This window comes from Caproicibacterium amylolyticum, assembly GCF_014467055.1.
Classification (GTDB): domain Bacteria; phylum Bacillota; class Clostridia; order Oscillospirales; family Acutalibacteraceae; genus Caproicibacterium; species Caproicibacterium amylolyticum.
In genome coordinates, this window is sequence record NZ_CP060696.1 from 1774461 (window position 1) to 1792690 (window position 18230).

Sequence of the window (18230 nt, forward strand, 5' to 3'; positions counted from 1 at the left end):
GCCAAGCAGCAAATTGATTCAGTCTTTGTAGGGAGATACTTTAGACTGGGCAGAGGCTGCGCCCGAAGAAACGGATGCCTTTGATGAGGCAGGCTGAGAAGTCGTCTTGGAAGTTGTGGTTTTTCCCAAATTTCCTTCAGCAGTCGGGTATTTGCTGGGGTCATAAGTACCGGCTAAAATAGCATCTGCAGCCTTCAAATTCGACTCTGTGCCGTAAATTTTAATTTCAACACGGCGGTTCTTAATTCGGCCAGCCTCGGTTGAATTGTCAGCAGTTGGGTGGCTGTTGCCATAACCGATAGACAAAAACAAAGAATCTTTAATATCCTTATTGTCGTCCAGAAATGTAACCACACTTGCGGCGCGTTCACCGGAAAGTTTCCAGTCATTTACCGGGTAGTTCGGGTCGCCGGTGTCTGCCGTATGACCCTCCACTTGAATACGCTGAATTTTCGACTCCATATTCTTTAAACCCTTGCCCAAAAAATCAAGAGTAACCTGAGCTTCCTTTGTCAGGATAGAATCATCCGGCTTAAACATCATCGCGTTGCTGAACTTAATGTACACAACACCGGTTCCGTTTTTGGTAACCTCAATGTCAGCCTCTTTTTTATTATTTTTCACATAATCAGAAAGGTACTGATACAGAGCATCCATTGTACTCGGAAGTGATTCACTGCCGCTTGCAGTTGCACCACTGACATAGCCGGAAGTACCACCCGATGTACTGGTATCATTCTGCATAATTACTACCTGCTTACCATTGGGATCATTGCCTGTCATAACTTTTACCAGCGCCTGAAACTTCTCTTGGTTCACACTGGACATACTGTACATGACAATAAAGAAAGTCAGCAGCAAAGTAACCATATCTGCATATGTATTCAGCCATGTACCGGTATCCTCATCGCCGCCTTTATTCCTTCTACTCATATGCCCACCTCCTTGCGCAATTCAAAATGCTGCTTTCATGATGATTATTTTTTACCCTTCTTACCTTTCTTGGCTGGCTTTCCATCATACTCTTCACCCTCAGTGGAAGTATACATACCGCGCGGCAGAAGTTCTGAAAGACGGGATTCAATAAACTTCGGGTTTTCACCTGCTTGTATGCCCTGCACACCTTCGCATATAATCATTTTGCACAGCATTTCTTCTTCATGACGCACACGGAGCTTGTTGGAAATCGGGATAAAAATCATGTTGGAAATGAAAGAACCATAAAAAGTTGTAATTAATGCAACAGCCATGTTTGGGCCAACAGCACTTGCATCATCCAAATGCTTCATCAAATTGATCAGGCCTATCAATGTGCCAATCATACCAAAGCCAGGAGCAAAAGCCGCGCCTTTGTCATACAGCGCTCGGTCTTGACTATGTCTGTCTTCCAAGTAATCCAGTTCTGTTTCCATTTGCTGTTTTACTTTTTCAGGGTCAACAGAGTCAACTACCATCATCAGGCTGCTTTTCATGAATGGGTCTTCTACGTTCTCAATATCTTCTTCCAGGGCGAGCAGTCCGCTGACACGTGCTTTTTTAGCAAATTCTACAATTTTCGCAATATAATCGCTGGGGTCATACTTGTTTGGTGAAATAATAATTTTCAAGTGCTTCCCAATTTTTTTGAATTGGCTTATCGGGAAAGCAATCATCAAACAGGCAACCGTACCGCCAATAACAATCAGAATACTTGGTACGTCATAAAAGTTTAACAGCGTACTGGCTGGTAATGTTTTGATTGCATGCGTTGCCGAATCTGTGTTCGTCAATATACCCATCACAATCAGACCGATGCCAAGTATCAAGCCTAAAATTGAGTTAAGATCCATTTCCGCTCACTCCTCCTTCCGCAGCCATATCATTTCACATTGGTTAACCCGCGGAATACTTCTCTGCGAAAATCGACAATTTTGTCAACAACTTCGCTTGTACTTTCCTGCACAATATACAGATTTTTATTGGTCATTGTAATGGTGGTATCTGGCATTTCAGAGATAGTTTCTATCAACTCATCATTGAGTGCAAACTCCACACCATTCAGTTTCGTAAGCATAATCATAATCTTTTCCTCCATAATATTTTGGCTTCACCGCCATGGGCAAGCAGGAAAAACCTTTTCTGCTTGCCCATGGCGGCAGCTTGTGCTGCCGGGCACGGAATTCAAATGTTCAACTTAACGCTTCAGGTTAATCAGTTCTTCCAGCATCGTATCGGATACCGTAATAATTCGGGAATTCGCCTGAAAGCCTCTCTGCGTCGTAATCATATCCGCGAACTCCGAGGAAAGGTCAACATTGGACATTTCCAAAGCACTGGTTTTCAAATTGCCGGAACTGTCTGAACCCGGTGTTGTAACATGCGGGTCGCCGGAGTTCAAAGACGAAGTATAATAGTTGTTGCCTGCTGCCTGCAGACCGGAAGGGTTTGCAAAGGTTGCAATGCAGATTTGACCAACCTGAACAGTACCTTTATCTGAGTTATGTACGGTGACCACGCCATTGGAACCAATGGCAATGTCGGAAATTTCATTCAGCGAAACCGCACCGCCTTCTGTGCCGCCTGTCATAACAAACGAACCGGCGCTCAAACCAAGATCTTTTGATTTTGTGGTACTGGTTACATTGTACTGTGTTGCTGCCGCCGGGCTGCCACTCTCATCTGTAAAAGCAATACCGTTTGCAGCACCTGTGGAAGCAGCCATATTAGAAGCAGACAAAAATTCTGCTTTTGACGGCAGAGACATAGTCAATGTTTTGCCGCCAGCACCATTCAATGTAATGGAACCACCTGTAAAGCTGCTGGAAAGGACATTGCCAGAGTATATTGTTCCGGTGCTTGTAGTTACGCTGACCGGAACAGACCAAACCGGCGGCGTGCCCGAGCTGGTTGCGGTCACGTCCACTTTCGTTACGGACTCACCGTCTGCCAAACCAGAAATTTTAATACCGCCCAGAATGGTGCCATTTTTCAGGCCTTCTGTAACATTCGTATCATAACTTGGCCAAGTAGTACCGACATTAACCGTTGCACTGTTCATTACCGTAGAATAAGTCGGGTAACTCATTGTAATGGTATCAGTTGTGCTGTCACCGTTGGCAAGTACCATTTTGCCGGGATTTGTCATTTGGCTTTTTGTTACTTTTCCGGTATATGTTTTTGTGCCTATTTTGCAGGACATCTCAAAATATTCTTCTGTGTTGGTTGCGGTGTCCGCCGGATGACGTACCAAACCGAATGTTGCTTTATCAGTGTCATTTTCCTTCGCAAAGGTTGCGCCAACGCTGTCCAGCTTGAACCCGCCAAAGATACCGCCAGTGCCAAGTTCAATGGTACCGTAATCATAACCATAATTGGTTTCCGCAATCTGCTTGCCTGTCAGGCCGCCCGCTGGGAATGCTTCCGCATTATCAACGGAAAGGTTCAGGTCGCCTGCGTCAATCTGCTTGCCGCCGTTTGCAACGGTAATCGCAGAATTGATCTTGGTGTTCAAATCGTCCAGTGAAGTGAACTTTGTGCGGGAATTCAGCGTAACAGTAATTGTGCCGTTTGCAATAACTGCTTCAACCGCCTGCCCAACCGGAAGCGCATCGCTGGAAGCGATGTTCACGGATAAATTTCCTTCTTTGGTCTGGTTGGTAGCGGTAAGGGTAAAGTTGTTGCCATTGATTGGCTGGGAAAATGTTGCAGCCTTTGGCTGTACGGAACCAACCTGGTCCAGTTTAATTTTTTGCATGCCTGTGCCGGTTTTGTTGGTACCCTGATAGCCCAGCACAAAGTTGCCGTTGACATCGGTCAGATAACCGGTGTTTGCGTCGTAGCCGAGCATACCGGCCTTGGTATAGTAAACATTGCCGGAGCCGTCCATTACCTGAAAATAACCTTCACCGGCAATGGCAGCGTCCATGCCGTAACCTGTGTTTTGCATAGCTGACTGCGTCTGCATGGTCTGTACACCCAGCAAAGAGGAACCAACACCGACTGTAGAGGGGTTAGTTCCGCCCTTAGTGGCAGTACCGCGGGTTGCAGCGTTTAGTGTCTGATAGTATACATCACTGAACACTGCACGCTGAGATTTGTATCCGTATGTATTCACGTTTGCGATATTATTACCGATAACGTCCATCTTAGATTGGTGAGCCTTCATGCCGGCTACACCGGAAAACATTGCTCTGCTCATGGTAATCAATCCTCCTGTTGCGGAACCGCCGTGTCCTTCTGTCATTCGGGACACGGAAAGCTTCCCTCACGGGGTCCGGCTTTAAATCACTACGGTTCCGTCAATATTTGTAAACACATTCCCTGTTAATTCATTTCCGTCAACTGCGGTTATTACCGTTTTGTTCTGTGCGCTGACTACAAACGCATTTTTATCCATTAGAATCAGCGTATCATCAAGGCCTTTGTTTCTTGCCAGCTCCACGCCTTTGTTCAGTCGTTCCATACCATCCATTGTAAGATTAATGCTTCGCTCCTGCATTCGTGCGGCAGCATGTTTGGAAAAAGATACGCTGCTGGAACTTTCCCTGTTCTGCAGTGCCTGACTAAACAGTGCCTCAAATGATTCAGCGGAAGTTTCCTCCTGATGAATCTGTGTCTTTTCCGGAGTCGGCCGAAGTGCGGGCTTTCCGGTAACAATCGAAGTATTTCGATAGATATTCAGTTCACTCAACAGACTCGCCTCCCTGCGTTACTGTTTTTTCCGTTTTTTAGCTTGCTCTTTTCGTCTTAAAGGTCTGTGATTTGTAGATGTTCTGGTTTCCGTTGGAATCTGTAACCAAAACATTGTAGTAATAGGTGGTGTCCGGATCAAGATTCGTCAGGGTCTTTTTCAATTCAGACTCGTCTGTAATGCCCGTAAGCGAACCGGAAACCTTTGTGGCAGCCTTAACCTTGTCTATTGTAGTAAGCGGACCGTCTTTTGAGTAGTACACGTCATAGGTAAGGCCCTTTTGAACTGACATTTCCTCTGTGGAATATGCCCAATTTACGTTTGCCGTGGTGCCGGTCACATTTGAGTAAAGCGGGGACAATCCTGTTGTATCAACTTCACATTCGCCCTTTTCAAGCGGCTGCTGCACATTCATGATTTGATCCAGAGAGTAGCTTTTGCCGTTCCCGCCAACATAGACCACATATTCATTGTTCACCAAAGAAACTTTTCGAACAATGCCTGTTGTGGTGTCCAGTTTTCCGCTGACCGTGTTGCGTGAAGCAGTAACCTGCTTGCCAACAAGTGACATCGCGTAGTTCGTTTTTGAATACTCGGAAAGTTCCTGCATAGCCTGCATGCTGGAAAATTGGGCCATCTGTGAAACATACTCTGTATTGTCCATCGGACTCATAAAATCCTGGTTCTTCAGTTCAGCAACCATCAAATTCAGAAAATCGCTGGAATCCAGATTGCTGTTGTTCTTTTTGTCGGTAAAAACTGTAGTACCGTAATTTGTACCGGTTACACGGTTTGCGGTACTGTAGTTTTGTGAATCGTAAGCATTTACCCCTGCCATTCTGCTGCTCCCTTCTTTAAATGTAAGAGTTCAGAATACTTTCACTCTGAACTTCTGCTGTGGAAGCGGCTTCCTGCGCCGCATCGTCTGATTCGGAATACTGGAGTCCATAATAGTTGTGCCGGTTTCCGGAATGCTGCGCAAAAGCGTTGAATTGCTGCTGCTGCGTCATCTGCTGGCCGGTTTGCTCAGAACCATTGCCGGTCTGCTGCGACTGTGCCGACTCAACAACAACCTGAAGCGGCCGCATGGCATCCTTCAAAGAATCAAGGTCACTGTTAATGAGCCTCGCAGTTTCCGCATTGGCAGTCAAAAGATGCAGGGTAGTAGCTTCGCCGGCTTTTTCAGTGAGCTTAACGGTAATCTCGCCCAATCCATCCGGTTTCAGTTTAATTACAAAGTCCTGCTTTCCAGTCAGCAAATTTTCCGCAATTCCCTTTTTAATCTGGGAAGTAAGGTCTGCTGTCTGCGTCTGTAAATCTCCGACAGATTTCAATGTTGCTGCATTTATTGTCGGGCGGGAAGCCTGCGCATGATTTTGTAAAGCATCCACGTCGATTTCGTCCTTTCCCGTGCTCTGGTTGGATTTCTGTTGTGGATTGTTCATTAGCTTTTTTGCTTCCCGTACATTCTGTACGAACTGATTTACCGCCTGTAAAACTGTATCCGGCTGTTCCTCAGCAGATGCTTCTCCTTTTAGAGTGGAGAGGTTCTGATTCTGAACAGAATTCGTGCTTTCCGCAGTATTTTTGCTGCCCTGTACTGCAGTCTGCTGTACCGCAGCCGTATTTTCAGCTGCTCCCTGCACTGATGTCTGCACCGCAGTCTGAACTGTCGGAGCCGCCGCTGTCTGCTGCCCAAGTTCCGCAGCCATTGTCTGACGCAAAGAGAGCATCATCTGCTGAACGTCTGCGGGCAGTTTCAGGCTGGAAAGCATCTGCTGCGCCTGTGTGTCATCCGCCCGCAAAAAAGCGGCCAGCTGCGGGTTTTGTGCAAGCAATGCACCAGCCAACTGCTGCATCAGACTGTTTCCGGCTTTCTGTGTACCGTCTGCTGTCTGCTGCACTCCGCTGGTAAGTGTACTGCTGTCACCCGCTGCGGGTGACAGGAAATTATTTCCCTGCTGCAGGGACTGCGCCATCATCTCAAAGATAGCTGCAAAAGCATCCCCACTTTGCACCGCTGTGCTGGTCGCATTGCTTCCCTTATCCAATCTTCGAAGTTTGGACATTGGAACCGCATCACGCTGTACCTGTGCTGTTTCCATTTTCTCACCTCCTTTCGCTGTTTCATAACCTGCTAAAAGTTTAAGCGCTGTTTTTGTTGGCACGAACCAACCGACCTGTAACAAATTCAAGCATTTCTTCTTCACCGGCACGCTTTTCTTCGTACTTGAATTCTTCCAGTTGCTTGTCCCGCAGCTTTTCGAGGCTGCTGACCTCCTGTGAAGCTTTTACTACCACCACCTGCTGGCGCTGCAGTTCCTGCTCCATAGCCAACTGCTCAATACGCAGTTGAACCAAACAGCGGCGTGCATTTTCAATCTGCATACTGTAAAACTGCAGGTGCTCCACGGTAATGCCTTTCAGCTGTTCCTGCAGAAGATTGTCGGAAAGTTCCTGAACGGCCTGCTCAAAGCGCTCAATTTTCTCATCAATTTCGTTCTTTTTCGCGCGAATGCTGCCAAGCAAGTCCTTTTCCTTATCCAAAATCTGCGTTTTGAACTCCAACATACGGGCCAGCGTAAAGTGAAACTTTTTCATCTTGTCCGTCCTTTCAGCTTACCGCCTTTTTCAGCAGAGCAACGGTATCCAAAAAATCAAACTTTTCATCAACCTTTTGACAAAGAAAGGTATTGATTTTCTTAATATGCCGGATTGCTTCATCCAGAGCCGGATTGGTGCCGGTTTTGTAAGCACCGATTGAAATCAAGTCTTCATGGTCGCGGTAAACCGCCATCATATTACGCAGGCGGCCAGCGGAATCTTTCTGTTCAGGCCCTGCAATTTCGCTCATCAGACGGCTGACGCTGTTTAACACATCAATCGCCGGATAATGGTTCTGTGCAGCAATTTTACGGGACAGCATGATATGTCCGTCGATAATACTTCTCACGGTATCGGCCACAGGTTCGTTGGTATCATCACCTTCAACCAGAACCGTATAGATACCGGTGATTGAACCCCTTTCAAAATTACCGGAACGTTCCAACAATTTCGGAAGAGCCGTATAAATAGACGGTGTATAACCGCGGGCAACCGGCGCTTCACCAATACTCAAACCAATTTCACGCTGTGCCATTGCAAAACGTGTTAGGGAGTCCATCATCAGCAGTACATGTTTCCCCTGGTCACGAAAATACTCGGCGATTGTGGTGGCAGTCAACGCACATTTGTGGCGCATCATAGCCGGCTGGTCAGAAGTCGCCACTACAAGGACGGAACGGCGGATACCCTCCTCGCCCAAGTCACGGTTAATAAACTCCACGACTTCACGTCCACGTTCACCCACCAGCGCAATTACGTTGATGTCTGCTTTTACGTTACGCGCAATCATACCCATCAGCGTACTTTTGCCAACACCGCTGCCTGCAAAGATTCCCATTCTCTGACCCTTGCCGATGGTCATCAATCCGTCAATGCACTTTACACCGAGTTCCATGATTTCTGAAATTGGAGGACGTTCCATAGGGTTGCAGGGAGCACCATTGATTGGGTAGTACGCTTCAATCGGAATCGGCGGCCCGCTATCTATCGGGTTACCCAGTGCATCGACGGAACGCCCAACCATCTGGCCGCCAACGCCAATCATCAACTTGCGGCCGGTGTTGACCACTAGGCTGCCAAAGCCTATACCGTCTGTATCCTGATACGGCATTAAAAATACTTTATGACCGGAAATGCCAACTGCCTCTGCCAGAATATCCTTGCCTCTGTCATCTACTCCAATTCGGCACACATCACCAATCTTGCATACCAAACCGGTCGCTTCAATCGTCAAGCCGGATATCTGCACAATTTTTCCGTAATGCGTATATGGTTCAGAAAGCCGAATTGCCTGTTTATAGGCTTCTGTTTTCCAAAATCCGCGTTCCACCCAATCACCTCCTCCCTATGTCAGTCATCAGCGTACCCGTTGCAAATCAGCACCTATATTCTTAATTTGCTCCTGTACAGACGCATCAACAACTCCATTCGGAGATTCTACCATACAGGTTCCTTCCGAATATGCACCGGGCTCCAGCGTAACATTTGCATACTCCGGCTTTTTAAATTCTTTGGTCAAAGCTTGTACTAAATCACGCAGTTCTTCAGAAACTTTAACGGAAATCCATTCTTCCTTTTTGGCAGCATTTACATTTTGCAGCACCAACTGCTCTAAGCAAGTATCGTCTTCGCTGATTTGATGCAAAACTACCTTTTCCGCAATTGCAATCGCGGTCTGTGCAAGATTGTCACGGTAGCTGTTCATAAATGCCTCGTGTTCATCTTCAAGCTGCGCCAGCAAATCATCAACCTTAGCCAAACTTTCCCGAATACGGTTTCCCTCGGAAGCAATAATGTCACGGTAGGCTTGCTGCTTTAATTCCGCACGAATTTTTTCACTTGCCGCTGAAACTGCGGTCTGAAAATCTTCTTCCGTATAGCAGAGCGGCTCCTGTACCTCTTGTACCTCTTGCGCTTCTTCTTCCTCTTCTTCTGCGTAAACGGAATCGTCGTCTTCTTCCGTCACTACATAGTCATCCTGCGGCGGATCCTGCGGTTCTTCACTTGGCGGAGGGGAAGTTTGAAAATCCGGTATCAGAACAGCATCCTGATTTTCAAGGAATTTGGAATTCTTATAAATATCAGGCAATTATCTCGTCATCTCCTCCCCTGGAAATCACGATTTCACCGCTCTCCTCAAGTTTACGGATGACCTCAACAATCTGCTGCTGTGCTTCCTCAACGTCACGCATACGAACATTATGCAGATATTCGATATCGCTGAGGATATTTTCCTGCGAGCGCTTGGACATATTGTTGAGAATGATTTCCTTGACATCGTCGTTTGCACCTTTGAGAGCCACAGCCAAATCCTGCGTATTGACATCGCGCAGGAAACGCTGAATGGAAATGTTGTCCAACTGTGTAATATCTTCGAAAACAAACATCCGCTTGCGGATATCGTTGGACAGCGCCGGATCTCTTTCGTTGAGTCCATCGAAAATGTTCTTTTCGGTTGTACGGTCAGTGTGGTTCATTACATCAGCCACATAGTTGATGCCGCCAATCTCCGTCATATCCACAGAAACAACAGAAGCAAAACGCTGCTCCATCACTTCTTCCACCATGGAAACAACAGCTGGACTGACACTTTCAAGATTAGCCATCCGCCACAAAACGTCGATCTGCTGATGTTTGGGCAGCTCACCAAGTACCTGCGAAGCCTGTTCGGCACGTGCATAAGAAAGAATAAACGCAATCGTCTGCGGATGTTCGTTCTGCAGCATCATCAGCAAGTTTTTGTAATTAGCCTTCCGAATGAACTCAAACGCACGAGTCTGCAAAGATTTGGAAACACGGTTCATATAGTCTTCAGCTTTTTCGGGGCCAAAGGCTTTTTCTAAAATATTTTTCGCATAGATAACGCCGCCGTCAGCTACTACCTTTTTGGTAACACACAGTCCATAAAAGTCCTCCATAATGGACTGCATATTTTCATCAGAAACATGATCCAGCTTTGCTACTTCATAGCTTAGAGTTTCAATTTCTTCTTCGCCAAGATACTTATAGACCTCTGCGGCCTCATCTGTACCCAGCGAAACAATAACGGCGGCGGCTTTTGCAGCCGAAGCAATCTGTTTTGACGATTTCGACGCCATTACTGCCCATCCTCCTTCAGCCATGAACGCAGCAAATCAGCTGTAATCTGAGGATTTTCTTTCGCAAAATTACGAACCTCATCTGCTGCGACCTGGTCTTTTTCATTCACCTTAGCTCTTGCGTTATCTTCCAGCTGTTGTTTGTAAGCTTCCAGTTCACTGCGCATCTTATCCGCTGTATCAGCTGCCTGATCCTCGGCCTGCGCAACCATCTGTGCAGCCTCAATTTTCGCGCGACGCTTGGAACGGAACACAAGTGCTACTACAATAATAATGAATAGTGCGGCGGCAATTGCAAGCAGCAGCAGGATCTGCTGTGTGGTAAGCGGTGCATTCTGTGCAGGCGTTGTAGGAGTAGTCGGGGTTGCATTCGGATTAATTGCCATCACACTGATATTGTCGGCTCCTATCTGTGTCGCCTTGGCAACCGCATTAACCAAATCGGCTTTATTTGCTGCAAGATTTGCATCGTTGACCATGACAGAAATAGAAGCGGACTTTATCTCCGGCTGTCCTTTTTCAATCTGCGTTTTTATGTAACCGAAATCAATATCCTGCTTCTCTGTATACTGTGTAGTACCGCCACTGGCAGTAGGACTCGTACTGTTCTTATATACTGGCACATCCGTATTGCTTTCTTCTCCGGCAATACCGGAAGCTGCCGTTTGCGCACCATTCACCGTGTAGGTATTTTCCTTATGTTTCACCGCATCTTTGCCATCCGTTGCACGGGTAAGGTCTTTTTTCTCCTGCATCATTTTATCAAAGTCAAGTGTGACCTTTGCGGATGCAACTACACCTGTGCTTCCGTAGCGGGACTGGAGCAGCTTTTTTACATTTTGTTCCAGCTTTTTTTGATAAAGCTGTTCGCATTCCAGAGCAGTTGTATTTGTAGTGGAACTGCCTGATGAAGAGCTATCTGTCCCCATCAGTTCCTGCCCGGTTTTTGAATCAATAACTGCAACATCATCCTTAGTTAAGTTTGCCATGCTATGCGCAACCAAACTTTTAATAGCATTTACCTGTGCTTCATTCAATGTATGGTTGCCAGACATTGACACCAGTACACTTGCCGAGGCTTTGTCAGTACTATTAGCCTGCTGCCAAACATAGTTACTGTCATCCGTAGGATTCAGGGTAACAATCGCATTGCTGACACCGGAAATACTTTTAAGCGTAGACTGAATGCGATCCTGCAGCTGATGTAAATTATTAGTCTTTTTATCAGATTCTGTTGTGGTTATACTGTCATTCTTCGCTGAAATATCATATGTAAGACTCGATTTCGGGTAGCCCTCAGAAGCAAGTTCCAGCAACAGGCCGTTATACTGGTCGCTCGGAACCATTACATTGCCGTTTTCAATTTTCGGCATTACGCCTTTCTCTTTAACAGCGTTATAAACATCATTGATTTCAGAGGCTTCCAGACTGGGGTAAAGGACAACATACTGGCTTCGCTGCGAGTTCAAAGCAATCGTTGCGATAATCGCTACTGCTACGATTGCGGCTGCAATCGCAATCATAATAATTTTTCGTTTTGGTGACTGTTCGGTCCACGTTTCCTTGACCTTTAAAACTGTTTCTTTAAGGTTTTCGCCGCCAGCATCGGACTTTTTATCGGTACCTTTCTTTTTTCCAAACAGGCCCTTGCCTTTTTTTGCAGATGCATTTTTCTTGTCCGGTATATTTGCAGCTTTTGCAGCTGGCTGGGCTGGATCTTTCTGTGCCGGAATTTCCTGGGTTTCAGTATCTTTTTCGTTCGCGCTCATCGGCATCGTTCTTCCTTTCGTGGCCTTTGCTGATTAGGTCTTTCGCAGCTTTCTGCCGATTGCTTTAAATCTGCATCTGCATAACTTCTTTATATGCATTGACCGCACGCGTGCAAAGTTCTGTTGTAAACTGAATCGCAGCAGTTTCTTTGCTGGAATTCACCATAATCTGTGCCAAATTATCCGTGTTACCGGTTGCAAGATTGTAGGAGTCTTGTGCAGATGTTTCCTGTGTTTGCTGCAGATTGCTAACAGCATTCTGCAGCACATCCGCAAACGGAACTGAAGAAGAGGAAGAACTGTTGGAAATCGTATTTGTTTTCTCTGTGCCAAAGCTCATGGGCTTAATCGGCGTTATGGAATCAAATGTCATTGGGCACACAACCTTTCAAAATTTCGTATTACAGACGGCCGCGTTGGAACTGATGCCAGCAGCTGTTCGGTCATAATCTCATTTGCAACGTTTCATTTATTGTTTTATTATACCATGTTAGAATTGAATTTGCACAATTATTCTTCAAAATTCTACAACTTTTTAAAAATTTCATCAACATTCAGCTTATTGTGGCAGAATTCCAACCCAATTTCTGCAAAATTCGACAAATTGAGTCGCATCTTTCAGTGCCTTGGTTTAGACCTAACTTTAATGACTGCATGAACCAACGCTGCCAAAACATCCTTAGTTGGAATTTGTTCTGCCAATTCGCGAATATGTTCCGCGTCACCCACAACATATCTGGGCGGCAATTCATTCAATGCAGAAGCGATTACATCGCTTCTGCATTGGTCGCAGCGGCAGCAGTTGAATTTTTCAATCGTTGCATCCAAGTGCTGCATAACTACTTCTTCCATCAGATTAACTGCTCTGATGCCACCCATAGAAATGCCGCTTTCCTCTGCCTGAGCGAAAAGGCGGGAACGCAGGTCACCTGCTTGAGAAGGCTCAGCCTCCTGCTGACTGTCTAAAGATTTTTTCTTACTGGAAGGCATAATTTTTTGGAACATTAAATCCTTATCCAGTGAATTCTGTGACATTTACAGCACCCCCTTGAGCAGTTCATTAGTAAGCTGCATATAGTCCATAACTGCGTGGTTACCGGGTGCAAGCTGAATCATATCCTTCTGCATTGCCTGCGCTTTCGCGATCATAACGCTGGAACGAATATGCGTTCTTAAAAGTGGAATGTTTAAGCTTTTGCTTACCATTTCCGCTGTTGCCAAAACAGTACGGCTGAGTTCCTCTCTGGCGTTATAGCGAACCAGCAGCATCCCGCCAAATTTGAGATCCGGATTCAACGTTCGCTTGATATGCTCCAGTGTATCATAGAGTCTGGTGATTCCCTGTAAACTGTAAACATCCGTCAATACCGGCACCAAAACCACATTTGCCGCAGTAAAGGCATTTACGGTGAGAACACCAAGTTCCGGCGGAGAATCAATCAAAATGTAATCATACATGGGTGAAACCTGCTTGATACAGTCTTTCAGCAGGAATTCACGCCCATTGCCCGTAAATTCCACTTCAACGCTGCTCAACAGCAAGTTTGACGGAATAATATCAATAAGGTCCGTATGACGAATGGCAAAGCGGCATTTTACTTTTCGCTTAACCACATCATAAATTGTAGGCGGTTCTGTATCTGCATTCATGCTAAAGCTCAGATTTCCCTGTGGGTCAAAATCGATACACAACACACGGTATCCCTTGTGCTTCAGACCCATTGCCAAAGCGTTTGTTGATGTGGTCTTGCCCACACCGCCCTTTTGGTTTGCAAAGCAAATAACCTTGGCCATTGTTACACCTCTTAATCTTGAACATCTTTGTTCGGCGTGACAGCTTGAGCCGCATTATATTCTGAAATAGATATATCGAGTTATTAACCACTAATTATCTAATGCCACTATATTTTACGAACAATGCAGTAAAAAGCGATCACTTTTTAGTGTTAATTATAAGTCCTTATAAAGGATAAATCAAGTATTAGCGCTATAAAAAGTTGGAAAATACGTGTTTTTGTCGAAAAAGCATGTACATTTAACTAATCTATTCCATAATCAATATACATTATTTCCCATATGGTCCATATGGTTAGTTCTCTGAATATATATTTTTAATTGTTCTATTTATGTATTAGCTATTTTTTCGGCAATTTCCAGGCTATTTAGCCATATCATTCAAACCATTCCTGCAATATTTGTATATCGTTTCGATCTGCGGCGGTTTCAAATTTCTTTCCTTAATAATACACGAATAAGCACATCTGCGGTCATTTATTTATATTCATCTATTATTTGTTCCACTAAATATAGTTCAATTTCAGCAGGCGTTTTCCGTATGGACAACTTTTTGTGTCTGTTCAACAAAATTTTATTTCTTTTGCTAGTCAAAATTTCTTTTCAGTAAATATACCATTTGCATACCTTTTTTGCCTGCGCCTTTGTAAAGTTTTTTACTTGCAAACGTTTAGTTTCTTAGAAACCGCCGCGATAATAATATTAGTATGATGAATAAAAAGCAGCAGAGTGCTGCTTTTACTTTACATTATATAAATGTTACGAAAAGGAGTTGCTGAATGATGATTAGTCCTGCTTCTCTGGATAGCTTGTACCACGCCACTTATAGCAAAAATAAATATAATAACAGCATATCAAAAGTATCGCTTGCTCCCGTAACAAAAGCAAGTTCTGCCTCTTCCGACCGAATTTGCATCAGTGCAGAAGGTTCTCTGCTGCAAACTGCTGCAAAGGCAACCGCGGCCGCCGGCAGCCTGCCTTCTGTTTCACAGCAGCGGTTGGATTCCCTGCGTGAACAAATCAGCAGCGGAACCTATCAGGTTTCTACTGCCGACATTGTTTCCCGCATGCTGAACCGCGGGCCGTCAGCCAAGGAGGTATCTGTATGAGCAGTGCATTACTGGATAAGTTCATTACCGCAACAACGGAATGTACAAAACAAATACGCACCATGCTTCCCATGGAACAGGAAAAGCGCAAAGCATTAGTTTCCGACGATGTACCACGTATGGAGCATATGATGTGCGACCAACAGGCTGCTGTTATGAAACTTGAGAATCTTGAAAAAGAGCGGCTTCATCTGCAGCAGGAGGCTGGTTTTTCCGGTCTGACTGCAAACGAAATACTGGAAAAGATTTCTGCTGCAGATAAAGAGCGCCTGACTAACTGCTTTGATGAACTGCGGACAGCTGCAAAAGAGCTGAAAGCTTACAACGAAAAAGCAACGGAACTTGCAAAGGCAAGCCTGCAGTTTTGGGAAAATGCCGAGACCATTCGCACACATGCTGCTTCCCGCACAACATACAGCACATACCGTGCGCAGACGAATGAACTGAATAATGGCTCTTCAATAAAAATTAAAATTTAACATTTCCTTATTTACTCTACTTCAAGGAGGAGTTTGCCTTGCGCCCAACTTTTTTAGGCTTTGAAACTGCGAAGTCCGCTCTCAATCTCAACCAGAAATCACTGGATATTGTCAGCAACAACATTGCGAATATCAATACCGCCGGGTATACCCGACAGCGGGTCAATTCTGCTGCTGTAGCGCCCTCCACCAATAACGTCCGCGTTGCATCTTCCCGCACGGATCTTGCGGGACAGGGTGTAGAAATGACCGGAATTTCTCAAACACGCGATGCTTTTCTGGACAAGCGCTTTCGTGACGAATACTCTAATTCAAGCTATTACATTCAAACTTCCACCATGCTGTCTGATGTACAGTCAGCACTGGGAGACGCAAGCGATGTTACAGAAGGCGGCAATGTGGTCGCGGCCGCAATCCAGCAAATGTATACTGCACTGAACAATTATTCCGGCCAGCCAACTTCCACCCCGATTGCCAACCTGGTCCTCAGTTCTTTTAATAACATGACACAGGTCCTTCAAAAGCTGAACAATGATTTGGACAATGTCTCAAAGCAGCAAACTTATGATTTAGGTGTTGCCACTGATAAGGTCAATACTACTTTGCAGAAGATTGCTCAGTTAAACAATCAAATCAGCAGTGATGCATCTATTGCTTTGAATAGTGGTAGTAAAGACCAGCCAAATGAATTGCTCGACCAGCGCAATTTGCTGTTGGATGACCTCGCAAGCTATGGCAACATAACCGTTACGAACGAAAAGGACGGTTCTGTTACCGTAGAAATGGGCGGTCATATTGCTGTTTCAGGTAAAGAATTTGACGGGATTCAGGTACAGACTGATGCGCAGAACGCTGCTGTTACACTGAAATGGAAATCGAGCGGTGACCTTACACAACTTTCTACAGGTGCTTTAAAAGCATATACCGATGTTCTGAACGGCCGTGGTGCGAATGTACAAAATCCGGGAGAAACCTCCGTACAGGGTGTTCTTTACTACAAAGACCGTCTGAACACACTTGCGCAGACCTTTGCAAATGTAGTAAACAACATTGTGCCTGATATGGAAGGTACTCCCGGTAAAATGACGCAAAAAGTAGATGCAAACGGCAATAAGGTGTTTAAAACACTGATTGCAGCAAAGCAGTCAAACGGTACTACCGATTCAAATTCCATGATTACGGCTGCCAACATCTCTGTCAGCGACGAGTGGAGTACTGGTGAGGCTTCCTACCTGTTCAGTGATTCCGGCAGCAAAACAAATGCATCCTATGCAAATCAGCTGAGTAATGCACTGACAGGTGCCAGCACCACTTTTCAGTCTTATGGTGAAAAATTTAATGGTACCTTTGAAGAATACCTGATTGACTATACTGGCAAAATTGGTACAGATACTGCTTATTACAATAATCTGCAGTCTGTTTCTTCAACGGTATCCAATGACCTGTTGGATCGCCGTGATGAAGTTTCCGCCGTGCAAATGGATGAAGAAACCACCAACATGATGACATTTCAGAAATCTTACAATGCTGCTGCCCGTCTGATGACAGTGCTGGATGATATGCTGGACAAACTAATTAACAGTACCGGTACAGTTGGCCGTTGATTGTATTGAACTTAACAGAAAGGATTGTTAAACCATGCGCGTTACAAACCGCTCTGCCACCCGAAATTACTTACGCTACTTAAACAATGGGCTAAATAAGCAACAAAAGACCATGGAGCAGATTGACTCTGGTTATCGATTTAAGAAAATTTCGGATGATGTTGCTTCCGGTGTCAAAAACATGAGCACCAAAGCTTCATTATATAAAACAAATGTCTATAAATCCAATGTTGACGATATTAAAGATACACTCAGCACTGCTGAAAGCACCATGACCGAAATGCATGACCTTTTTACAGAACTGGACTCAAAGCTGACAAAAGCAGCAACGGACAGTACTTCAGCTTCCAGCCGCAAAATCTATGGTCAGCAATTTGAGAGCACCAAAACAGAAATCCTTCAGTTGCTGAATACACAGTATGAAGGAAAATACTTGTATGGCGGTTCAAATAACTACAGTGCACCTTTTACAACGGATTCCACTGGCAATCTGATGTACAACGGAATAGCCGTAGACCAAATCAAACAGCGTGATGATGGCAGCTATTATTATTTAGACGCAAACAACGGAAACCAGCCTACTGACATTCCAATGAATGATAAAGTTTATATGGATATTGGTTTGGGTATTCGCATGACTGGAGCAAACGTTGACCCGCAAACCGGATTTGATGTTACTTATTCCGGCCCGGATATGCTTGGCTTTGGTACAACCAGCGACGGAAAGCAGAATAATATTTTTAACGTCATTAATCAAATTACCAAAGTTCTAAACAATACCACTGACGCAACTGCCACTGCTGACACCAACACACTCAGTGAACTTGGTAAACAATTAAAGAGTATGAGCAGTAACTTTTTAACCCAAATTACTGATGTAGGCTCTAAAGAGAGTTTCCTGACAACTATCTCCAACCGGCTGGAAGACACTGCTGATACACTGGACCAAAAAATGAGCAGTCTCGTTGGAACCGACAGTTCACAGGCAGCGATTGATCAGGCTTCTAATACTGCTGTTGTAAATGCACTGTACCGTATGGGCAGTTCTGTGATTCCCACCTCTCTGATGGACTTTATTAAGTAAAATGTATTTTCGATAATACT

Annotated in this window: 19 protein-coding genes; 4 read left to right on the top strand and 15 right to left on the bottom strand. The window is 45.0% G+C overall.

The features are described from left to right. Positions 1-18: 18 nt before the first annotated feature. The 15 genes from H6X83_RS08500 to H6X83_RS08570 form a co-directional block, all read right to left on the bottom strand. A complete protein-coding gene (locus H6X83_RS08500) occupies positions 19-933 on the bottom strand; it encodes an OmpA/MotB family protein (protein ID WP_212506068.1) in 915 nt (304 codons plus the stop codon). A 44-nt stretch (positions 934-977) separates the two neighbouring features. After that, complete coding sequence (locus H6X83_RS08505; protein WP_212506069.1) at positions 978-1829, bottom strand: motility protein A; 852 nt, start codon at positions 1827-1829, stop codon at positions 978-980. Positions 1830-1858: 29 nt separating this feature from the next. Then, on the bottom strand, positions 1859-2059 hold the full coding sequence (locus tag H6X83_RS08510; RefSeq protein ID WP_212506070.1) for a flagellar FlbD family protein: 201 nt from the start codon (positions 2057-2059) through the stop codon (positions 1859-1861). Positions 2060-2173: 114 nt separating this feature from the next. After that, the gene (locus H6X83_RS08515; RefSeq protein WP_212506071.1) at positions 2174-4177 is read right to left on the bottom strand and encodes a flagellar hook-basal body complex protein; all 2004 of its coding nucleotides are present in this window, start codon (positions 4175-4177) and stop codon (positions 2174-2176) included. Positions 4178-4258: 81 nt separating this feature from the next. Continuing rightward, positions 4259-4669, bottom strand: coding sequence for a TIGR02530 family flagellar biosynthesis protein (locus H6X83_RS08520; protein WP_246419111.1), 411 nt, complete (start codon positions 4667-4669; stop codon positions 4259-4261). Between the two features lie 37 nt (positions 4670-4706). Then, positions 4707-5507 carry a flagellar hook assembly protein FlgD gene (locus H6X83_RS08525; protein WP_212506072.1) on the bottom strand — a complete coding sequence of 267 codons (801 nt, stop codon included), beginning with the start codon at positions 5505-5507 and terminating at the stop codon, positions 4707-4709. Positions 5508-5523: 16 nt separating this feature from the next. Continuing rightward, complete coding sequence (locus H6X83_RS08530) at positions 5524-6774, bottom strand: flagellar hook-length control protein FliK (protein ID WP_212506073.1); 1251 nt, start codon at positions 6772-6774, stop codon at positions 5524-5526. A 40-nt stretch (positions 6775-6814) separates the two neighbouring features. Next, positions 6815-7270, bottom strand: a complete 456-nt coding sequence (gene fliJ / locus H6X83_RS08535; RefSeq protein ID WP_212506074.1) for a flagellar export protein FliJ — start codon at positions 7268-7270, stop codon at positions 6815-6817. A gap of 13 nt (positions 7271-7283) precedes the next feature. Then, a complete protein-coding gene (fliI, locus tag H6X83_RS08540; RefSeq protein ID WP_212506075.1) occupies positions 7284-8603 on the bottom strand; it encodes a flagellar protein export ATPase FliI in 1320 nt (439 codons plus the stop codon). A gap of 27 nt (positions 8604-8630) precedes the next feature. Beyond that, on the bottom strand, positions 8631-9362 hold the full coding sequence (locus H6X83_RS08545; RefSeq protein WP_212506076.1) for a FliH/SctL family protein: 732 nt from the start codon (positions 9360-9362) through the stop codon (positions 8631-8633). Then, positions 9355-10371: a flagellar motor switch protein FliG gene (gene fliG / locus H6X83_RS08550; RefSeq protein WP_212506077.1), complete on the bottom strand. Its 1017-nt coding sequence runs from the start codon at positions 10369-10371 to the stop codon at positions 9355-9357. Before fliG ends, H6X83_RS08545 begins: the two co-directional genes overlap by 8 nt. Further along, positions 10371-12140: a flagellar basal-body MS-ring/collar protein FliF gene (gene fliF, locus H6X83_RS08555; protein ID WP_212506078.1), complete on the bottom strand. Its 1770-nt coding sequence runs from the start codon at positions 12138-12140 to the stop codon at positions 10371-10373. The genes fliG and fliF overlap by 1 nt, the downstream gene beginning before the upstream one ends. Before the next feature lie 64 nt (positions 12141-12204). Next, positions 12205-12513 carry a flagellar hook-basal body complex protein FliE gene (fliE, locus tag H6X83_RS08560; protein ID WP_212506079.1) on the bottom strand — a complete coding sequence of 103 codons (309 nt, stop codon included), beginning with the start codon at positions 12511-12513 and terminating at the stop codon, positions 12205-12207. Positions 12514-12758: 245 nt separating this feature from the next. Beyond that, entirely contained in the window at positions 12759-13175 is a 417-nt protein-coding gene (locus tag H6X83_RS14585) for a late competence development ComFB family protein (RefSeq protein WP_246419113.1), read from the bottom strand. After that, positions 13176-13934 (bottom strand): ParA family protein, encoded by a 759-nt coding sequence (locus tag H6X83_RS08570; RefSeq protein ID WP_212506080.1) that lies wholly within the window; start codon positions 13932-13934, stop codon positions 13176-13178. It lies immediately after the preceding gene. A 779-nt stretch (positions 13935-14713) separates the two neighbouring features. Here H6X83_RS08570 and H6X83_RS08575 point away from each other — a divergent pair. The 4 genes from H6X83_RS08575 to flgL are packed head-to-tail and all read left to right on the top strand — an operon-like array spanning position 14714 to position 18210. Continuing rightward, positions 14714-15043, top strand: a complete 330-nt coding sequence (locus H6X83_RS08575) for a flagellar biosynthesis anti-sigma factor FlgM (RefSeq protein ID WP_212506081.1) — start codon at positions 14714-14716, stop codon at positions 15041-15043. After that, a complete protein-coding gene (gene flgN, locus H6X83_RS08580; protein ID WP_212506082.1) occupies positions 15040-15522 on the top strand; it encodes a flagellar export chaperone FlgN in 483 nt (160 codons plus the stop codon). Before H6X83_RS08575 ends, flgN begins: the two co-directional genes overlap by 4 nt. A gap of 38 nt (positions 15523-15560) precedes the next feature. Beyond that, entirely contained in the window at positions 15561-17126 is a 1566-nt protein-coding gene (gene flgK, locus H6X83_RS08585; RefSeq protein ID WP_212506083.1) for a flagellar hook-associated protein FlgK, read from the top strand. 34 nt (positions 17127-17160) lie between these two features. Next, the gene (gene flgL / locus H6X83_RS08590; RefSeq protein WP_212506084.1) at positions 17161-18210 is read left to right on the top strand and encodes a flagellar hook-associated protein FlgL; all 1050 of its coding nucleotides are present in this window, start codon (positions 17161-17163) and stop codon (positions 18208-18210) included. The last annotated feature ends 20 nt before the right edge of the window (positions 18211-18230 follow it).